This window comes from Vreelandella olivaria, from assembly GCF_023507745.1.
In the GTDB taxonomy this organism is placed as follows: domain Bacteria; phylum Pseudomonadota; class Gammaproteobacteria; order Pseudomonadales; family Halomonadaceae; genus Vreelandella; species Vreelandella olivaria_A.
Genome location: NZ_JALPZO010000066.1, coordinates 48,102 through 65,693 on the forward strand (window position 1 = coordinate 48,102; position 17,592 = coordinate 65,693).

At 55.1% G+C, this 17,592-nt stretch carries 19 protein-coding genes; 11 read left to right on the forward strand and 8 right to left on the reverse strand.

Annotated elements, in window-relative coordinates; translation table 11 throughout:
* Positions 1 to 47 precede the first annotated feature (47 nt).
* Positions 48 to 1,136: a TRAP transporter substrate-binding protein gene (locus HP566_RS05500; RefSeq protein WP_249976259.1), complete on the forward strand. Its 1,089-nt coding sequence runs from the start codon at positions 48 to 50 to the stop codon at positions 1,134 to 1,136.
* Positions 1,137 to 1,213: 77 nt separating this feature from the next.
* Here the strand turns inward: HP566_RS05500 and HP566_RS05505 are convergent, their stop codons facing one another.
* Complete coding sequence (locus HP566_RS05505) at positions 1,214 to 1,627, reverse strand: acyl-CoA thioesterase (protein ID WP_249976260.1); 414 nt, start codon at positions 1,625 to 1,627, stop codon at positions 1,214 to 1,216.
* 84 nt (positions 1,628 to 1,711) lie between these two features.
* On the opposite strand from HP566_RS05505, the gene HP566_RS05510 reads away from it, so the two are divergent.
* From HP566_RS05510 to cysZ, 6 genes are all read left to right on the forward strand, one after another.
* Entirely contained in the window at positions 1,712 to 2,665 is a 954-nt protein-coding gene (locus HP566_RS05510; RefSeq protein ID WP_249976261.1) for a PstS family phosphate ABC transporter substrate-binding protein, read from the forward strand.
* A 99-nt stretch (positions 2,666 to 2,764) separates the two neighbouring features.
* A complete protein-coding gene (locus HP566_RS05515; RefSeq protein ID WP_249976262.1) occupies positions 2,765 to 3,883 on the forward strand; it encodes an ABC transporter permease subunit in 1,119 nt (372 codons plus the stop codon).
* Positions 3,880 to 5,298 carry a phosphate ABC transporter permease PstA gene (pstA, locus tag HP566_RS05520; protein WP_249976263.1) on the forward strand — a complete coding sequence of 473 codons (1,419 nt, stop codon included), beginning with the start codon at positions 3,880 to 3,882 and terminating at the stop codon, positions 5,296 to 5,298. Before HP566_RS05515 ends, pstA begins: the two co-directional genes overlap by 4 nt.
* Positions 5,292 to 6,107: a phosphate ABC transporter ATP-binding protein PstB gene (gene pstB, locus HP566_RS05525; RefSeq protein WP_249976264.1), complete on the forward strand. Its 816-nt coding sequence runs from the start codon at positions 5,292 to 5,294 to the stop codon at positions 6,105 to 6,107. The genes pstA and pstB overlap by 7 nt, the downstream gene beginning before the upstream one ends.
* Positions 6,108 to 6,137: 30 nt before the next feature.
* On the forward strand, positions 6,138 to 6,863 hold the full coding sequence (gene phoU / locus HP566_RS05530) for a phosphate signaling complex protein PhoU (protein WP_249976265.1): 726 nt from the start codon (positions 6,138 to 6,140) through the stop codon (positions 6,861 to 6,863).
* Positions 6,864 to 6,930: 67 nt separating this feature from the next.
* Positions 6,931 to 7,665: a sulfate transporter CysZ gene (gene cysZ / locus HP566_RS05535; RefSeq protein WP_249976425.1), complete on the forward strand. Its 735-nt coding sequence runs from the start codon at positions 6,931 to 6,933 to the stop codon at positions 7,663 to 7,665.
* A 283-nt stretch (positions 7,666 to 7,948) separates the two neighbouring features.
* Here the strand turns inward: cysZ and HP566_RS05540 are convergent, their stop codons facing one another.
* From HP566_RS05540 to HP566_RS05560, 5 genes are all read right to left on the reverse strand, one after another.
* A complete protein-coding gene (locus HP566_RS05540) occupies positions 7,949 to 8,266 on the reverse strand; it encodes a hypothetical protein (protein WP_249976266.1) in 318 nt (105 codons plus the stop codon).
* A 292-nt stretch (positions 8,267 to 8,558) separates the two neighbouring features.
* Positions 8,559 to 9,860: a phosphate regulon sensor histidine kinase PhoR gene (gene phoR / locus HP566_RS05545; RefSeq protein WP_249976267.1), complete on the reverse strand. Its 1,302-nt coding sequence runs from the start codon at positions 9,858 to 9,860 to the stop codon at positions 8,559 to 8,561.
* A 2-nt stretch (positions 9,861 to 9,862) separates the two neighbouring features.
* On the reverse strand, positions 9,863 to 10,552 hold the full coding sequence (phoB, locus tag HP566_RS05550; RefSeq protein ID WP_249976268.1) for a phosphate regulon transcriptional regulator PhoB: 690 nt from the start codon (positions 10,550 to 10,552) through the stop codon (positions 9,863 to 9,865).
* Between the two features lie 110 nt (positions 10,553 to 10,662).
* A complete protein-coding gene (gene ubiA, locus HP566_RS05555) occupies positions 10,663 to 11,553 on the reverse strand; it encodes a 4-hydroxybenzoate octaprenyltransferase (RefSeq protein ID WP_249976269.1) in 891 nt (296 codons plus the stop codon).
* Positions 11,554 to 11,586: 33 nt separating this feature from the next.
* Positions 11,587 to 12,153: a chorismate--pyruvate lyase family protein gene (locus HP566_RS05560; protein WP_249976270.1), complete on the reverse strand. Its 567-nt coding sequence runs from the start codon at positions 12,151 to 12,153 to the stop codon at positions 11,587 to 11,589.
* An 88-nt stretch (positions 12,154 to 12,241) separates the two neighbouring features.
* On the opposite strand from HP566_RS05560, the gene HP566_RS05565 reads away from it, so the two are divergent.
* The 4 genes from HP566_RS05565 to HP566_RS05580 all read left to right on the forward strand — a co-directional run bounded on the left by HP566_RS05565 (position 12,242) and on the right by HP566_RS05580 (position 15,160).
* Positions 12,242 to 13,432, forward strand: a complete 1,191-nt coding sequence (locus HP566_RS05565) for an NAD(P)/FAD-dependent oxidoreductase (protein ID WP_249976271.1) — start codon at positions 12,242 to 12,244, stop codon at positions 13,430 to 13,432.
* A 106-nt stretch (positions 13,433 to 13,538) separates the two neighbouring features.
* On the forward strand, positions 13,539 to 13,811 hold the full coding sequence (locus tag HP566_RS05570) for an HU family DNA-binding protein (RefSeq protein WP_249976272.1): 273 nt from the start codon (positions 13,539 to 13,541) through the stop codon (positions 13,809 to 13,811).
* Positions 13,811 to 14,167, forward strand: a complete 357-nt coding sequence (locus HP566_RS05575) for a hypothetical protein (RefSeq protein WP_249976273.1) — start codon at positions 13,811 to 13,813, stop codon at positions 14,165 to 14,167. The genes HP566_RS05570 and HP566_RS05575 overlap by 1 nt, the downstream gene beginning before the upstream one ends.
* Before the next feature lie 54 nt (positions 14,168 to 14,221).
* Positions 14,222 to 15,160 carry a LysR family transcriptional regulator gene (locus HP566_RS05580; protein ID WP_249976274.1) on the forward strand — a complete coding sequence of 313 codons (939 nt, stop codon included), beginning with the start codon at positions 14,222 to 14,224 and terminating at the stop codon, positions 15,158 to 15,160.
* On the opposite strand, the gene HP566_RS05585 is transcribed toward HP566_RS05580, so the two are convergent.
* Positions 15,139 to 16,689, reverse strand: coding sequence for an aldehyde dehydrogenase family protein (locus tag HP566_RS05585; RefSeq protein ID WP_249976275.1), 1,551 nt, complete (start codon positions 16,687 to 16,689; stop codon positions 15,139 to 15,141). The two genes, HP566_RS05580 and HP566_RS05585, sit on opposite strands and share 22 nt — an antisense overlap.
* Positions 16,689 to 17,576 carry an NAD(P)-dependent oxidoreductase gene (locus HP566_RS21710; RefSeq protein ID WP_249976276.1) on the reverse strand — a complete coding sequence of 296 codons (888 nt, stop codon included), beginning with the start codon at positions 17,574 to 17,576 and terminating at the stop codon, positions 16,689 to 16,691. Before HP566_RS21710 ends, HP566_RS05585 begins: the two co-directional genes overlap by 1 nt.
* Positions 17,577 to 17,592: the final 16 nt, after the last annotated feature.

A 17,592-nucleotide genomic window follows, 5' to 3' on the forward strand; every position in this document is an offset into this window, starting at 1 on the left:
ACTGCGCTTTTATAAAAACACCGTATAATTTCGGAGTCATGCCCGCCATGCAACGCCGCCAATTTTTAAAAACCGCCGGCCTAGGTGCCGCCGGTGTCGCTGCTGCTCCCTTTGTATCCACTGCAAGCGCTAACGAAACCTACACCTGGGATATGGTGACCTCCTGGCCGAAAAACTTCCCCGCCCTGGGTACAGGCGCGAATGACTTTGCCCGCCGGGTAGAGCAGCTCTCTAATGGCCGTATGCGTATTCGCGTGCACGGAGCAGGTGAGCTGGTTCCCGCCATGGAGGTCTTTGACGCCGTTGCTGCCGGTACCGCCGAAATGGGCCACTCCGCCTCCTACTACTGGCGCGGAAAAGTGGCCGCATCGCAGTTCTTCACTGCGGTACCTTTCGGTATGAACACCACGGAAATGAATGCCTGGCTATATCATGGCGGTGGCCAGGAGCTGTGGGATGAGATTTATGCCAACCACAACCTGAAGCCCTTCCCGGTAGGGAATACCGGCAGCCAAATGGCGGGCTGGTTCAAAAAAGAGATCAACTCGTTGGCCGATATGCAGGGCGTTCGCCTACGCCTGCCGGGGCTGGCAGGTGAAGCGATGAACGGCATCGGTGTGACCACCGTGAACATGCCCGGTTCAGAGATTTTCACCTCTTTGCAAACCGGTGTACTCGATGCTGCTGACTGGGTTGGTCCCTACAACGATATGGCCTTTGGCCTGCATCAGGTAGCGGATTACTACTATACCTCGGTGTGGAACGAGCCGACGGCAGTACTGGAAGGCACCGTGAACCTGGATGCATGGAATGCGCTGCCAGAAGATCTACAGGACGTGATCCGCGAAGCCGCACGTGCATCTAACATGGCGATGATCAGTGAGTTTGCCTACCGCAATGCCCAGGCACTGGAGACACTGGTAGACGAGCATGGCGTTCAACTGCGGACCTTCCCTGAGGATGTGATGGCCGCGCTCTTCGAGTCATCGAAAGAAGTCGTGCAGCGCCAGGTCGATGGCGATGATGAGTCCCGCCGCGTATGGGAATCCTACTCGGCTTTCCAGAAAGTACTGCGTCCATTCAGTGATATCGGCGAGTACTCCTACCTGAAGGGGCGCGACGGAGTAGGCGCCTAACCGCGCGTTTCGCGATAAACGAACCTGAAATGAACAAGGGCGCCCTACCGGGCGCCCTTGTTCTATACCGTTTCTACTCAGCTGTGAACCGCTCGAATTCGGCCATTGTCGTCCAGCGCCACCATCACGAACCGCGCTTCGGTCACTTTCTGACGCTCTTCCAGGTGACGGCCCTGGGGAGGGCGCACCCAGACTTCAACATCAATTTTGATCGAACTACGGCCAATTTCCTGTACCTGAGTGTAGACGCTCACCATCGAGCCCACGCGCACAGGGCTTAGAAAATCCATAGCTTCAATGGCAACAGTAGCCGTGCGCCCACCAGCTTCGCGACCAGCTGCAAGCTCGGCAGCTTGATCCATCAGATTCACCAGCCATCCACCAGGAATATCACCGTAGATATTGGTATCTTGTCGAGAAGCCAGTAGCTTTAAGATGAGCTGCCCCTGGGGGGCAGGGACGTCGTCCAAATCGGTATCCAACGGTGTCATAAAGTGGTCGCTTTGTCGGTTTATTGTTGTGATGTTGCTGCATCGCAATAGGCTGACATTAGTTAATCACAAGAGGAGGAACGTTTGAAGAGTAACGGCTTTTGGCGGGAGAAGAAATATCGCCTTCATCTGGCACTGCTGGGCATGCTCCTGTTAATGACGCACGCCGCGCTGGCAAACTCATCGCTGCGCGTTAGTGGCACGCTGGGGGCCGTTGGTTCAGACACCATGGCAGGTTTGGTGCTGCGTTGGGGTGAAGCACTGACCGCTCGCTATCCGGACATCAATGTGCAGTTTCAGGCTGGAGGGTCTGCCAGCGCCCCAACCGCCCTGATAGCGGGTACCACGCGCCTTGGCCCAATGTCGCGGCCAATGACGGAGGAGGAACGTCAACAGTTTATTGACCATTATGGTTACCCTCCTCTTGAGCTGCGAGTTGCGCGTGATGCACTGGTTATCGTTGTGCACCGCCACACCCCCCTTGAAAGCTTAACCCTGCCGCAAGTCGATGCCATTTTTTCCAGCCACCTGGCATGCGGTGAAATCGACCCGATCAGGCGTTGGGAGGCACTGCCTGCCACTGCTTCCTGGCCCTATGGCCGAATTGCGTTGCACGGGCGTAACCTTGCTTCGGGTACCCACGGTTTATTTCAGCAACGTGCGCTCTGCGATGGACCATTCCGCCCGGATATCAGCGAGTATCCAGGGGCCTCCGCCGTAGTAGCCGCCGTGGGAGAGTCGCCTGATGCGATGGGCTATGCAGGCTACAACCACCTTTCACCGATGGTAAAGGCGCTACGCTTAACAGATGAGTATGGCCGTACCGTGGCACCCAGTGAGGCAGCGATTCAAAGCGGCGCATACCCGTTGTCACGAGACCTGTACCTATACGTTAATGCACCGCCTGGTGAAACGTTACCTGCTGCGGAGCAGGCGTTGCTTACGCTGATTATGTCGGATGAGGGCCAACAAATTATCCGAGCGGCTGGCTTTGTGCCCCTGCCCACAAACGATTTGGAAACTCAGCAGGTGTGGTAACCCATTGTCACATAATTGTCATAAAAATATCTTAGGGTAAGGAGACTCCACCATGCATGTTCATTTCAGTGATGGCACCTGCTTCTCTATGATGTCGACATGACTCCTCCCCGGCTCCCTCTTTCGCGTCAGCCGCTGCGTCAGCTTCAAGACCGTATTGCTACCGGGCTCATCACTGCTGGTGGTATTGGTGTATTAATGGCCATTCTGGCTATCGGGGTATTCCTGCTCTGGGAAACGCTGCCACTATTGGCATTGGGCGATACGCTCGCCGTTAGCAGGCTGGCACCGCTCGCCTGGGGAACACTCAAAGCCGCCATCGCCGCGATGCTCTTTGCCACGCCCATCGCACTGGGCGCAGCCATCTACTCGGCGCTGTTTATGTCAGCACGCTTGCGTAGCCGTATCAAACCCACGCTGGAACTCATGGAGGCTATACCTGGCGTTGTGGTGGGTTTTATTGCGGGCTTAGTGCTGGCGCCGTGGATAGAGCAGCATTTAGCCAGCGCGTTATTGTTAATCGTTTGGCTGCCGTTTAGCGCTATTTTGGCGGGTGCCCTTTGGCATATTGCCGCCTCGCGGCTGCGTCCACGCCTACCACACACCTGGGCTGGGCTATGGCTGATCCCTTGGCTCGCCTGCATGGTAGTGGTGGCGCTCTGGCTGGCCCCGGTGATTGAGCAGCAATGGCTGGGCGGCGACCTGCGCCGTTTCCTCGACCTGCACTATGGTATGGACTACGTCACCCGTAACACACTGATCGTAGGCGTTGCCATGGGGTTTGCGATCATCCCCAGCATCTACTCGTTAGCCGACGATGCACTTGCGGATGTTCCCCCCGCCCTGATGGAAGGCGCACAGGCATTGGGCGCCAGCCGCTGGCAGGCACTGTGGAAAGTAGCCCTGCCTACTGCCGGTCCAGGCATTTTTTCTGCTGTTATGATTGGCGCTGGCCGTGCAGTGGGTGAAACCATGATTGTACTCATGGCCAGTAGCAATACTGCGCTATTTAGCGCCAGTCCATTTGAAGGATTACGCTCTTTCTCAGCAGCCATTGCCATTGAATTACCCGAGGCTTCTCCAGGAGGCCTCACCTATCATCTGTTGATTCTGGCAGCGTTGGTACTGTTCATCTTTACCTTCCTGGTCAACACCCTGGCAGAAGTGGTACGCCACCGCCTGCGCCGCCGCTACCACAGGCTAGGAGTCAGACAATGAAGCGGCGGTCTCCTCACACCATACGAGAGGCTACCTGGCTACGTGATGGGCTCTGGCCGTGGCTGTGTGCCGCCTGCGTGGCACTGTCATTATTAATGCTAGCGGCGTTACTTACCCTGCTGGTGACGCGCGGATTAAGTCATTTCTGGCCCGCCACTCTGGAGGAAGTCACACTTGGCTCTGGTGATATCATTATTGGCCAATCGGTGCGTGAAGCCCCCCTGCCCCAAAACGCGGGCCTGGAACGCCTATACTTTACCGGCAATCGTGAAATCACCGGTGCTAACTGGCGCTGGGTATCGGTGGATGATATTACCCAACAGTCCACTCCCAATGACCTTATCCGCCTGGAGCGCACACCATGGGGTGACTTTATTGGCCGCTTAATCGCGGTGGAAAGTGAAGGACAGCAACTAACCGGACAAGAAGCCTGGGACCATGTTAAGAACGCCCTGACGATGCCCCCCAGTCAGCGCGCTAACAGTGAACTACTGCTTGCCACTGCGGATGGGCAAACCTTGCGCCAGCCAGTGAGCGGCATCAGCCACTTTCAGGCTCCCAATGCCATGTCATGGGGACAAAAAACCTACGTCTGGGGGCAAAACGTCTGGCGGTTTCTTAGCCAGGGCCCACGAGCGGCGAATACGGGTGGTGGCGTATGGCCAGCCATTTTTGGCACCGTACTGATGGTTATTTTAATGTCAGTGATGGTGACGCCGTTTGGCGTATTAGCAGCTATTTATTTAAACGAAATCGCCCATCAGAACCGCCTCACCCGCTTGGTGCGTATTGGCGTGCGCAACCTGGCAGGAGTGCCATCCATTGTGTATGGCGTGTTTGGCCTGGGGGTCTTCGTCTATGGCATTGGTGGCTCTATCGATACCTGGTTTTTCAGCGACGAGCTTCCATCCCCCACCTTTGGAACGGGCGGGCTTTTGTGGGCGTCCCTCACGCTTGCCCTGTTAACGCTACCTGTCGTGATTGTGGCAACGGAGGAGGGTCTGGCACGCATCCCTGATGCCCAGCGGGAAGGAGCTGTCGCACTGGGTGCAACGCGCCTGGAAATGTTAACCCGGGTGGTATTGCCCATGGCAACACCTGCCATGCTCACCGGAGTGATACTGGCTGTTGCCCGAGCCGCAGGAGAAGTGGCGCCACTCATGCTGGTAGGCGTTGCCAAACTCGCCCCACAGGTCCCCCTGGATGGCGAGTTTCCCTACCTTCACCTTGAGCGCAAGTTTATGCACCTTGGCTATCATCTATTTGATACGGCTTTTCACGGTGAAGATGTCCAGGCAGCTATCCCGTTGGTTTACGCCACAGCACTACTTTTAGTGCTTATTGTGCTGGCGCTTAACCTAACTGCCATATTTCTACGTCATCATCTAAGGCGTCAACGAGGAAACGAATGCTAGCGTCCCCAATGTCAGCCCAGGCATCTCAGGCACCGGTGACGGCCTTTGTTCCCGAGCAGTGCTGCCTGAGCATCCAGCAATTTAACCTCGCCTATGCGGGGAAAATGGCGTTGCGCAATCTGACCCTCGATGTACCGCGCCATCGTGTCACCGCGTTTATCGGCCCTTCCGGTTGCGGTAAATCCACCCTGCTGAGGGCAATCAACAGGCTGCACGATCTTAACGAAACAGTCACTCACGGTGGACATATTCAGCTTGAAGGGCAGGACATCCATTCCTCACAGATGAACGTAACAGAGCTAAGGCGACGGGTTGGCATGGTGTTTCAAACCCCCAACCCGTTTCCAATGTCGATTTACGAAAATGTCGCCTTTGGGTTACGTCTGCAGCGGCGTTTACCCAAGCGCAAGCGGGACGATATTATCGAATGGGCACTGACATCGGCAGCACTCTGGGACGAGGTGAAGGATCGGTTGCACCGTTCAGCATGGCAGCTGTCCGGCGGCCAGCAGCAACGTCTGGTCATTGCGCGCACGCTGGCTGTACAGCCGGATGTGCTGCTGCTTGATGAACCAGCGTCTGCACTGGACCCTATCTCTACGCTAAAAATTGAAGAGCTAATCCGTAACCTGAAGTCGCAACTGACGCTCGTACTGGTTACCCACAATATGCAGCAAGCCGCACGGGTTTCCGACTACACGGCTTTTTTGCAGCACGGTGAACTCGTTGAATACGGGCCAACAGATCAGGTGTTCACCAATCCGCAGTTACAACGCACCGAAAACTACATCACTGGCCGCATGACCTAGGCCCTATAGACGTAACGTCAGGAGTGCTCAATGGATATTACGAGCGATACCCACAGTCAGCATATCTCCCGCCAGTTCAACCAGGAACTGGAGGAGTTGAAAACCCACCTGATGGCCATGGGCGGTCTGGTGGAAAAACAGGTTCAGGATGCAGTGTATGCACTGCTGGAAGGTGATAGCCGCCTGGCCGAAAAAGTGCGTGACAACGACCGCCAGGTTAACGACCTGCAGTTGCAGATCGATGATGAGTGCACCCGCGTACTGGCACGCCGCCAGCCGGCAGCGTCTGATTTACGCTTGGTGCTGGCCGTCATACGCGCCACCTCGGACCTTGAACGTATTGGTGATGAAGCAAGCAAAATTGCCCGCAATGCGCTGCTGCTGAGCGAGAATAACGGGACGATCCGTGGGCTGGTAGAGGTACGTCACATTAGTGAACACGTGCGTAAAATGTTGCGTGATGCACTTACCTCCTTCGCTCGCTTTGATACCGAGCTGGCGATGCAGGTAGTCCGTGAAGATGAGTCAGTCGATGATGAATACGGCAGCGCCATGCGCTCGCTGATGACATTTATGATGGAAGACTCGCGTTCCATCAGTTCGGTACTTAGCATTATGTGGGTGCTGCGGGCGCTGGAGCGGGTAGGCGACCACGCCAATAACCTGGCGGAATATGTGGTGTACCTGGTCAAAGGTCTAGATATCCGCCATAGCGACCCTGATACCCTGGATCAGAAGGTCCTTAAAAAACCTTGACCTGGACTGCCATTCCTCCTGCAATACGCCCAGGTGCCCTATCTGGGCGTTTTAATGAGGAGCCAGCATATTGGATGCGATCACTGCGCTAAGCCGAGGTACCCGGTTGGTGTATCAAAAGGGCCTGCGGCGTTATATTTTTCTGCCTATTCTGGTCAATCTTATTGTCTATGCCAGTATGCTGAGTGTGGTGTTCAACCGCTTTGCTGGCTGGCTGGACAACGCCATGGCCATGGTACCCAACTGGCTTGAGTGGCTGTCGTGGTTAATTTGGCCACTGTTTTTTATCAGCCTGGTAGTGGTGATCTTTTTTACCTTCACTCTGGTTACGCATCTCATTGCCGCTCCGTTTTACGGCTTTTTAGCCGCTAAAGTCGAGCGGCTGACAACGGGCCGCGAACCGTTGGATGACCGTGGGCTAGCTAAAACGGCTGTGGATGCCCTGGGGCGTGAGCTGGTGAAGCTGGGTTATATCCTGCCCCGTATGGCAGCCCTGTTTTTGCTTAGCTGGATCCCCGGACTAAACCTGTTAGCGCCGGTACTATGGACACTCTTTTCCGCCTGGGTGATGGCCATCACCTACCTGGATTACCCTATGGATAACAACAAGGTAACGTTTCGCGATATGCGCTCACGACTGGTCAGGCACTGGTGGCCAAGCCTGACCTACGGTGGGCTCATTATGCTAGTGACCTGGATCCCCTTGGCCAACCTGTTCTTAATTCCCGGTGCAGTGGCGGGATCTGTCTTAATGTGGGATCAGCATTACCGGGGCACGCACGATATAACCTCCACCGCTTGAGAGGTTGTTGCTCAGAGAGTGGGTAGGTTTTTTCTACACAAAAAATTAGACCCCGCCGTAGCAGGGTCTTGCTAACTCTTACTTTGGGCGATGCTGAACGCTAGCTTCCTATCCTTTTGCGGGACTCCAACCTTGGAATTAACCCTAACTAACGTATTGATCGTCGCTTCGATTCAATCCATGAATTAATATTAGCATCCTTAGCAATTAGACATCCTTATCCTAAAGTCGCTCAATCCTAAGCGTAAGAGTTTTTTGCAACCTTGTAAATAAATGTTACATCTTACATACCGCTATTTTCTTCAACAACGTCATCGGGGGTATACTCCTCACCGCCACCATCTGTACTGGTTGATTCCGGGTCACCGACAGTATCGGGCCCTTGAGTACCATGGTCAGTAGTCAGATCCTCAGTGTCGTAGTTACCAGCGTTTGCCTCATCCTGAGATTGGGTGCTCAATGGCTGCTCATCAGTCGTACTATCCTGATTCTGATCAATCGAAGAGTGATCAGTGGTGTCGGCAAAGGCCAACGGGCTTGCCATCAGACCAAAAGATACACCTAAAATGCCAGCTTTCTTGAGTAGTTCCTTGGATATCATACTCCGCCTCCTAGATCGCTGTTTAATACCGCTTAGCTTAAGGAAGATTGCCTCTTCGGCTTACCAGTTCCTGCGGTATGACCTTCCTTACCCACGTAGCTGCACTCCTTGTGCCAACCTTCATTAAAAACTAATAAAATAAATAAAAACAAAAACTTAAAAATAATAAAACACGCTGCGTATCGCTTTACTATAAGCGTATAAGGTGGCTACAAATGACACATGCGCAAGGCTTGCCCATCATTACATGACAATAGTACACACTTGTACAAAGATTGTTTTTCAGTCGACGTCAGTGTGATGGACCCGCGGGTAATAGGCGGGAAACAGGAAAGATACAACGGAACAGCGCTCCTTCGCCGGGATGCGATTCAATTTGTAGTTGCGCATCGTGGCGAAGTAATACGTGTTTGACGATCGCCAGGCCAAGCCCGGTTCCTCCGGTGGCAGTGCTGCGGCCTTTATCGACCCGGTAGAAGCGCTCGGTTAAACGCGGTATATGCACAGGATCAATGCCTTCACCATCGTCATCAACTTCAATACAGGCAGAGCCGTTGGCCATGGCGGCCCAACGCAACGTTATGTGGCTACCGGCAGGGGTATAACGCACAGCGTTATAAGCGAGATTGGAAATGGCACTGCGGATTTCCTGCTCACTACCCACCAGTTGTGCATCACACTCAACCACTACCTTCACATTGTGCTGGTGAGAAAGCGCTAAAGCGTCCCGGCGGATGCTTTCAAGCATTGATCCAACATCAAGCGACTGGTGGTCCTGCCCACCCTGATCAATTTCCAGGCGTGACAGCAGTAATAGATCATTCACCAGGTTTTGCATACGCTGGGTTTGCTCTTGCATCTGGCCTATCCCCCGGCCCAGGCGCGGCGGCAACTGATCAGCTAAATCACTATAGGTTTCCAGATAACCCGAAAGCACGGTAAGCGGCGTGCGTAATTCATGGGAAACATTAGCGACAAAGTCACGCCGCATCTGCTCAAGGCGGTGTAACCGCGTAATATCGCGGGCCATCACCAAGCGTTCATCGTCGCCATACAGGGTAATTTGGTATTGCAGAATGCGTCGCTCATCAATCGGAGAGGTAAGCGTCAGCGGCTCACCATATTCACAAGCGTTAAAATAGCTGATAAATCGCGGGTCGCGCAGCAGGTTGGTAATGTGCTGACCTCGATCATGGGCAGCCTGGAGGCCAAGCATCTCGGTCGCGGCACTATTCCACCACTCAAGGTCGCCATGGCGATCCAGCATAACCACACTATCACGCATCGCTTCTGAGGACTCTTGAATACGCGCAAGCGTTGCGCGCAGGCGGCTTTGCGTTATCCGCTGACTCTTCTGATAGCGATACAGACGATCCAACAATTCGCCCCACATTCCTCTCGCCGCTGGCGGCTCATCATGGGGATGCAGCGTCAACCATTGGTACAGGGCGAGTAACTGGCGCAAATGATAAAACAAGCAAGCCGAGAGTCCTGCAGCCAAACCAAGGCCAGGAGCGCCCAACAACCATCCCAGGCATACCCCCAGGGTGGCTAACCAGGCAATCCGCCACAGCTCACGGCTCCATAAGCGCACGGCTACACCCGGGCGGAAAAGCGATACCCAGTGCCTCGCACCGTTTGAATGAGGTTCTGATGGGCTTCGCCCAGCGCTTTACGCAAACGACGAATATGAACATCGACAGTGCGCTCCTCCACGTACACATTGCCACCCCACACTTGGTCAAGCAGTTGGCTGCGTGTGTAAGCGCGCTCCTGGTGGGTCATAAAGAATTGCAGTAAACGGTACTCGGTGGGGCCCATCTCCAGCGCTTTTCCATAGGCGCTTACCCGATGGCTGACCGGATCCAATAACAGGCCGTTAATTTCAATCGGATCCTCTACCCCGCGGGGGGTAGTACGCCGCAGCACAGCTTTCAAACGCGCAACCAGTTCCCTGGGGGAAAAGGGCTTGGTGATATAATCATCGGCCCCAGCTTCAAGTCCTTGAATCTTATTATCCTCTTCGCCTTTGGCGGTAAGCATGATAATCGGTACTTCTGCCGTTGCCTCTTCACGCTTAAGGCGTCTTGCCAGTTCAATACCGCTGGTACCAGGCATCATCCAGTCCAGCAATAGCAAATCAGGCTGATGGTCAACCACCATGGCATGAGCATCCTGGGCGTTATCCGCTTCAAGCACGCGATAGTCAGCCATTTCCAGCGCCACCGCGATCATCTCGCGAATGGGCGCCTCATCATCGACAATCAGAACGGTCTTGGCGGTCATTCCAGGGCCTCACGGTGTTCAATGAAAACTGGTTTATATGAAACAGTTCAGTGACATGTCAGTGACGATAACACCATGACTTGATGACAATTCTATGACACTCACCGTTTTTAGCCAGTGATTGGCCACCAACTCAGTGCTATACCGGCAAACATCAGCAGACCCGACCAGTGATTATTCAGGAATGCCTGGAAGCATTTATCGCGTTCGCGATGAAAAATTAATCGCTGCTGATGGGCAAAAGTGGCAGCCATGCACACCAGCCCCAGCCAGAAAAAGCCGCCAAGCCCAACCCGCAATCCAACCCAGGCAAGGAGCGCCAAGGCGGCTATTTGCAACAAGCCAATCATTAAGCGATCGGCACTGCCAAATAGCACAGCCGTTGACTTGATACCGATTTTTAAATCATCGTCACGATCGACCATGGCGTACTGGGTATCGTAGGCCACCGTCCACAGCACATTGGCAAAGAATAGTAGCCATGCCTCAAAGGGGACATACCCGAGCACGGCTCCAAATGCCATGGGAATCGCCCAGGAGAAGGCAGCACCCAATACTACCTGGGGAAAATGGGTATAGCGCTTCATAAAGGGGTAGATAAACGCCAGCACTACCCCACCAATGGAAAGCAGAACCGTAAACCAGTTGGTAAGTAATGCCAGAATGAAGGCCGCTGCCACTAGAGCAACAAACAGCAGCTGCGCCTCGGTTTCACTGATTCGCCCGGTGGCAAGGGGGCGATGTCTGGTGCGTTTTACATGGCCGTCAAAGTGGCGGTCAGCATAATCATTCACCACACAGCCTGCAGCCCGCATCACGTATACGCCAGCAATAAAAATCAGTAGCACCTTACGCCCAGGCACACCCTCTGACGCAAACCACAGCGCCCATAGGGTCGGCCACATCAATAGCCAGGTGCCAATCGGCCGATTCAGGCGCATCAACTGTACAAAGTCCGCCACTCGAGCCCATCCCGTTGGCCGCAATAGAGAACGATCCATGCTTACCTCACAAATAAAGATGCGGGTATTAGCCTAGCGCGAAGGCAGGCCAAGATCATCCGCCATGGTGGATAAAAAATACTCTTGCACCAATAACGAAAGCCCACTGTGCAGAAATACCGAGCGCCTGCCCCATACGCTATCTGCTAATAGCGGGGAGTGATGAGCCACAAAGCAGGGGCGATGGGAAGTGGCGTGGAGTGGGCCACGTACCAGATCGTGCTGGCGAAACAGCCAACTACCCAATGAACGCTCTCCAAGTCCCTCCAGACCCTTTCCCTGTAGCTGGCCAAGCGGCGCTACAGAGCGTGCGACGACCCATGGCGTACCACCCAGGCATAGTGCTACTTCCCTCAGCCATGCATAGCGGCGTGGCGCGATGCCCAGTGCCAGCGCTTCATCCCGCCGGGGGAAGCCTGTTGTCTGGCGTAGTAAGCGCACACGAAATGGCTTAACTCCCCCCGCCGATGTTAACCGCACGGTTAATGAATCGGTGGATGCGACCCACTGCCACCAGGAGGAACTCATGGCAGGCCGTACCGCGTTAACGGGTAACCAGTGCGGAAATGATTGGGCGTGCCGGAAAGTCGAGGCCGTCACCAGGTTCTCCAAGGCAGTCAAAAAAAGGGAGGGCTAGTGTAACATGGCGCTCTAACAGGCTTTTGTTCTACCAACGTCTGGTGACTACATGCCCCCACCTATCCCGAAAACAGCTGATACCCATGCGGCGCTGGTAATTATTGGCACCGGCATGGCGGGTATTGGCCTTGCCCGTGCTCTGCGCCGCCAGGGTGACACCCGCACCATCACACTGATTAGCGCGGACAGTGGCGATGAATACAGCAAACCACTGCTTTCCACCGGCTTTGCCAAACGCCTTGCCCCTGAACAGCTAGCCCAGCGCAATGCCGCTGCACTCGCTGAAGAACTGAACGCACAACTGGTAATCCACACCCATGTTGAACATCTGGATATGGATAACCAGACGATACAGCTTAGTACCGGACAGCAGCTTGGCTATGACGATCTTGTACTGGCTACCGGGGCAGGCCCGCATAGGCCATTCAGCGTACCGGAAGAGCTGGCTGGGCGCTGTTTCACCGTCAATGACCTGGACGATTATCGCCGTTTTCATGCTGCCCTAGCTTCAGGCCCTGCACGGGTGGCGGTCATCGGTGCCGGACTGGTAGGTTGCGAGTTTGCCAACGACCTGTATGCCGGAGGGCATCACGTCAGCCTGTTCGCTCCCGAAACGTCACCACTACCGCGCCTATTGCCCGAACCATTAGGCAACGCACTGGGCAATGCGTTTAAAGAGGCCGGTATTCAACTGAGGCTGGGGCACTCCATCCGGAAAATATCACCTGGTCATCACAACGACATTGCCATTGAACTGGATAACAGGGACCGCTTTCAGGCCGATATAATATTGATGGCTACCGGCCTTGCCCCTCGCATTCAACTTGCTGAAGCAGCGGGGCTCGCTGTTACCAATAGCGGTATTCAGGTTGATCGCCAATTGCGCACCTCCCATCCTCATATTTACGCCCTGGGCGATGTAGCCTGTGTTGACGGCATCAACGCCATGTACATACAGCCTTTACAGGCCAGTGCGAAAGCACTCGCAGCGACCCTGGGTGGTTCCCCCACCCATGTGCATTTTGGTGCCTGGCCGGTCATTGTCAAAACGCCGCTGCTACCGGTGGTTGCCTATCCTCCCTCAACGCAACCTGCACAGTGGCGAATCGAGGGTGAACAGGGGGAAATGGCAGCCTTTGCCGAAGATAAAGACGGACGTTTAATTGGATTTGCGTTGACAGGCGGCTGCGTGAGAAGGAAAGTGGAGCTTTCCAGGGCAGCGCCTGCGCTGCTAGGCTGATTTTCGCCGCATTCACGACTAGTCTATGAGATGCAGAACCAGCCGGGTAATGCTTCAAACGACGCTAATGAGCTTAATATTTCTGTCACAAAGGAGATTCCTTACTATGCGCAAACCTGAACTCGCCGCTGCTATTGCTGAAAGTGCAGACATTTCCAAAGACAAAGCAGGCCAGGTCCTGAATGTCATTCTGGATGAAATCACCAACAGCGTTGCCAAAGGCGAAGACGTTGCTTTGATTGGATTTGGTACCTTTACTGTACGCGAGCGCGCAGCACGTACCGGCAAAAACCCGCAAACCGGTGCTCCATTACAAATTCCGGCCAGCAAAAATGTTGCTTTCAAGCCGGGTAAAGCACTCAAGGACGCCGTTTCCTAATGAAACTCAAGCTGACGTTGTGGCTGCTGAGCTTTATGCTCAAGCGAGCCCAGCGCCGCAAACCGCGCTTTCGTGAGCAATTGGAACGTATGCGCGGTCTGGACTGGGGGATTGCCACGGAAGACTTAAGCACTGCCCGCTTTTACCGGATGACGCCAAAAGGCGTCGTCACAGGTAAAGGTTTGCCTGTTGATTTAGACCTTGAGCTACGCTTTCGCGACCAGGGTGCCGCGTTAAAAATACTCAAAAAACCGACTCAACAGGCCTTTCTCGACGGGATGATGAACGGCGAGGTGCGCTTGGTAGGCGACTCGGCTGATATGAACAAGCTACAAAAACTGCTTAAGTATTTGTAGTCAGTCAATCATTGGCTTAACGCCTGACAACTACGTAGAGGTACAACAACAGCGATGGACATTCCTCATCAGCGGTTGGTGTACTTTCGCGTAACGCTTGAGTCTGGCTCTGTCCGACGGGCGGCGGCGCGCCTGAACATTGCCCCTTCCGCCGTAAGCCGACAGATTGTTCTGTTGGAAGAGGCGTTAGGGGCAACGTTAATGGAGCGCCAGCGCGGTGGTATACGCCCCACACCCGTGGGCGAAATGCTACTGGAGTACTGCGAGCGGCGTGGCGCGTTGGACGAGAGCTTTATCACCTCACTTGAAGCATACCAACGCCTTGAAACCGGCACAATTTCACTCACGGTGGGCGAAGGATTTGTGAGCGATCTGGTCGCTTCCCCTCTGCATGAGTTCACTCAGCGCTATGCTGGTATCCAGCTTGACATCCATATCGCTGGTACGTCAGGCATCATTGATGCCGTGGTAGAGGATCACAGCCACATTGGCTTAATGTTCCATGAACGCACACACCCTCAGCTACGCTTCTGGGCATCCAGCCCGCAACCGCTGATGGCTATCTTATCCCCCGACCACCCTCTTGCCAGCCAAACAGCTCCTCTGACGCTTAACCAACTAAGCACCGAGCCCATGGCGATGTGGGATACCAGCCATGGCGTGCGTCAAATGGTGGATCAGGCATTCCAGCAGGCCCGGATTGCCCCACGTATGGCAATGAATACTAACTCCATGGTCATCCTGGCCCAATATGTGCGCAGCGGTATGGGCATTACCTTACTACCGGCCTTTGCGGTGGCGCATGACCTGGAAACCGGCTCTCTGATTGCGCGACCCGTTGATAACCCGCTCTTCCAGCGCTCCCATGCCCATATGGTGACACGGGTAGGACGCCAGCAGCCGAAAGCCTGTATCCTGCTGTTACGCCATCTGCAACGCTGGATGCAGGCGTTTCGTGACCCGGCATTGAATCAGCCCACACCGCTGCCATAGCCAAAGGCAACACTCGCTTCGGGTGCGGTTTCCACCCAAACGCTTTGCGGTACGCTGTATTCTCGTAACCCATCAAGCCCGCTGGAGCGACCAAAACCACTGTCTCCAAAACCACCAAACGGTGACATCACACTGATGGCTTTATAGCTATTGATCCACACCGTCCCTGCTCTTAACTGTCCGGCTACCCGGTGCGCACGGGCGACATCCTGGCTCCACACGGCACCCGCCAGTCCAAAGCGGGTTTCGTTAGCTAACCGAATGGCATGGGCTTCATCATTAAATGCCATGGCCACTACCACCGGGCCAAACACCTCCTGCTGCGCTATCTCCATATCGGGGGTGACATCCACCAGCACGGTTGGCGCAATAAAATAGCCTTGCGCCTCCTCCGGCAGGCCCAAGGGTCGACACCCACCGGTTAACAGCCGTGCCCCTGATTCAACCGCCGCATCAATCATCCGCATCACCTGTTCAAACTGGTGGCGATTCTGTAACGGCCCCATGCGTGTGGCCTCGTCACCGGGTAACCCCACCTGAATCTGTTCCGCTGCGCGAGCCAAACGGGTCGTCACCACCTCAAACACCGAGCGTTCAACCAACAGCCGCGACCCAGCAACACAGCTCTGGCCTGCAGCCGCAAAGATAGCGGCCTGAGCACCTGCCACGGCCTCTTCAAGCCGGGCATCAGCGAAAACGATATTGGCCGACTTGCCCCCCAGCTCAAGCACACTGGGCACCAAACGCCTGGCCCCCGCTTCGGCTATCAGGCGCCCGCTTTGGGGAGAGCCCACAAATACCAGCTTGCTGATCCAGGGGTGCTCGGTCAACGCGGCACCGGTTGTTTTACCCAACCCATTGACGATATTGATAAGCCCCTGGGGTAAGCCGCCGTTTTCAAGTAGTTTGGCAATCACTACTGACGAGAAGGGAGTTAGCTCGGAAGGCTTCAATACCACCCCATTGCCCGCTGCAATGGCAGGGGCCAATTGCCATGCACAGGTAAACATCGGTGCGTTCCAGGGGGTGATTTGGCCCACCACTCCATAAGGCACATGGCGCACATAGTTCAGGTGTGAGGTAGGCACCGGGATCACTTCCCCGTGCTGTTTATCGCACCAGCCTGCGTAGTACTCGAACATCTCGCGTACTTTGCTGACTTCTGCACGGCAGTCACGAATCGGCTTGCCTGCCACGATGCTTTCCAACTGAGCCAAAGCTTCCTCGTGGCCTTTAAGTCCACCCAGCGCCGCATTCATCCTCCGCCCCCGTTCGCTGGCGGTGAGCGCCATCCACTGACGCTGCCCCCTGGCAGCCGCCTGTGTCGCATGCTCAATCAAGGCGCTGCCCGCATCGCGATAGCTCACCAGCGTCTCACCGGTGGCTGGATTGATCAGCGTGATCTCCTCGCCTTCGCCCTCCAGCAAATGTCCGTCAATCCAATTGCTAAGTGGTGTAACAGAGGCCAGGCCAAACCGTGCCAGCAGGTCAGCCAGTTGCTCACGGGCATGTTGACTCAGGACTGTCATCACAACGCCTCCGCTTGGTTGGTCCGCGCCAAAATCGGCGTGGCAATATGGTTAAAATCCTCACTATCCGCCGGATGCTGTGTATCCGTATGCCACGCCTCCACAACGGCTTGTAACAGGCTTAGTGGTATCCCAAGCTGTTCAGCGGCGTCCCGTGCCAGGCGCAAATCCTTACGCATCAAGCCCGTGGTAAAACCGGAATCAAACCGCTCGCTTAACACCCACTCAGGAAAGTTCACTTCACTCACCGCGCTGCGCCCCGAGCCGCTGTTAATCCCTGCCAAACAGGCTTCAGGCGCGACACCGGCCTTAGCCGCCATCGCCACCGCTTCCGCCGTGGTCAACAGGTGCGCGGCGCATAAGTAATTATTGGCAAGCTTCACCACATGCCCACTGCCAGGTCCGCCCACATGGGTACGCTTGGCAGACATTGCCTCCAGCACCGGCGCAACTCGCTCAATGGTGGTAGTCTCACCGCCCAGCAACATGCCCAGCTTACCGCTGGCAGCCCCTTTGGGGCCGCCGCTCACCGGTGCATCCAGCCATAGCAAACCGGCGGCGGAGACTTTTTCCGCCAGTTCTCGGCTAACCGCAGGATCACTGGTGGAGGTATCAATAATCACGCTGCCCTTGGGGGCAAGGTGAAGAATGCCGGGAGTGTTTTCAAGCACATCACGCACATGGGCCGAGGTGGGTAACGACAGCAGATAGATGTCGCTGGCAGGCAGTGCGTCAGGGGCAACCACCGCCAATCCCTTGGCGGCTAACCGAGCCCGTGCCTGTTCGAAGACATCACTGCCGGTTACGTTAAAACCAGCGGCTTTGAGGGTCAGTGCCATATTGCCACCCATCTGGCCAAGGCCGATGACGTTAATGGTGAAAGCCACGATAAAACTCCTTAAA

Coding starts and splice junctions, on each gene's coding strand:
- HP566_RS05500 (WP_249976259.1), top strand. CDS start 48: ATGCAACGCCGCCAATTTTTAAAAACCGCCGGCCTAGGTGCCGCCGGT.
- HP566_RS05505 (WP_249976260.1), bottom strand. CDS start 1,627: ATGACACCGTTGGATACCGATTTGGACGACGTCCCTGCCCCCCAGGGG.
- HP566_RS05515 (WP_249976262.1), top strand. CDS start 2,765: ATGACTCCTCCCCGGCTCCCTCTTTCGCGTCAGCCGCTGCGTCAGCTT.
- pstA (WP_249976263.1), top strand. CDS start 3,880: ATGAAGCGGCGGTCTCCTCACACCATACGAGAGGCTACCTGGCTACGT.
- pstB (WP_249976264.1), top strand. CDS start 5,292: ATGCTAGCGTCCCCAATGTCAGCCCAGGCATCTCAGGCACCGGTGACG.
- phoU (WP_249976265.1), top strand. CDS start 6,138: ATGGATATTACGAGCGATACCCACAGTCAGCATATCTCCCGCCAGTTC.
- HP566_RS05540 (WP_249976266.1), bottom strand. CDS start 8,266: ATGATATCCAAGGAACTACTCAAGAAAGCTGGCATTTTAGGTGTATCT.
- phoB (WP_249976268.1), bottom strand. CDS start 10,552: ATGACCGCCAAGACCGTTCTGATTGTCGATGATGAGGCGCCCATTCGC.
- ubiA (WP_249976269.1), bottom strand. CDS start 11,553: ATGGATCGTTCTCTATTGCGGCCAACGGGATGGGCTCGAGTGGCGGAC.
- HP566_RS05565 (WP_249976271.1), top strand. CDS start 12,242: ATGCCCCCACCTATCCCGAAAACAGCTGATACCCATGCGGCGCTGGTA.
- HP566_RS05570 (WP_249976272.1), top strand. CDS start 13,539: ATGCGCAAACCTGAACTCGCCGCTGCTATTGCTGAAAGTGCAGACATT.
- HP566_RS05575 (WP_249976273.1), top strand. CDS start 13,811: ATGAAACTCAAGCTGACGTTGTGGCTGCTGAGCTTTATGCTCAAGCGA.
- HP566_RS05580 (WP_249976274.1), top strand. CDS start 14,222: ATGGACATTCCTCATCAGCGGTTGGTGTACTTTCGCGTAACGCTTGAG.
- HP566_RS05585 (WP_249976275.1), bottom strand. CDS start 16,689: ATGACAGTCCTGAGTCAACATGCCCGTGAGCAACTGGCTGACCTGCTG.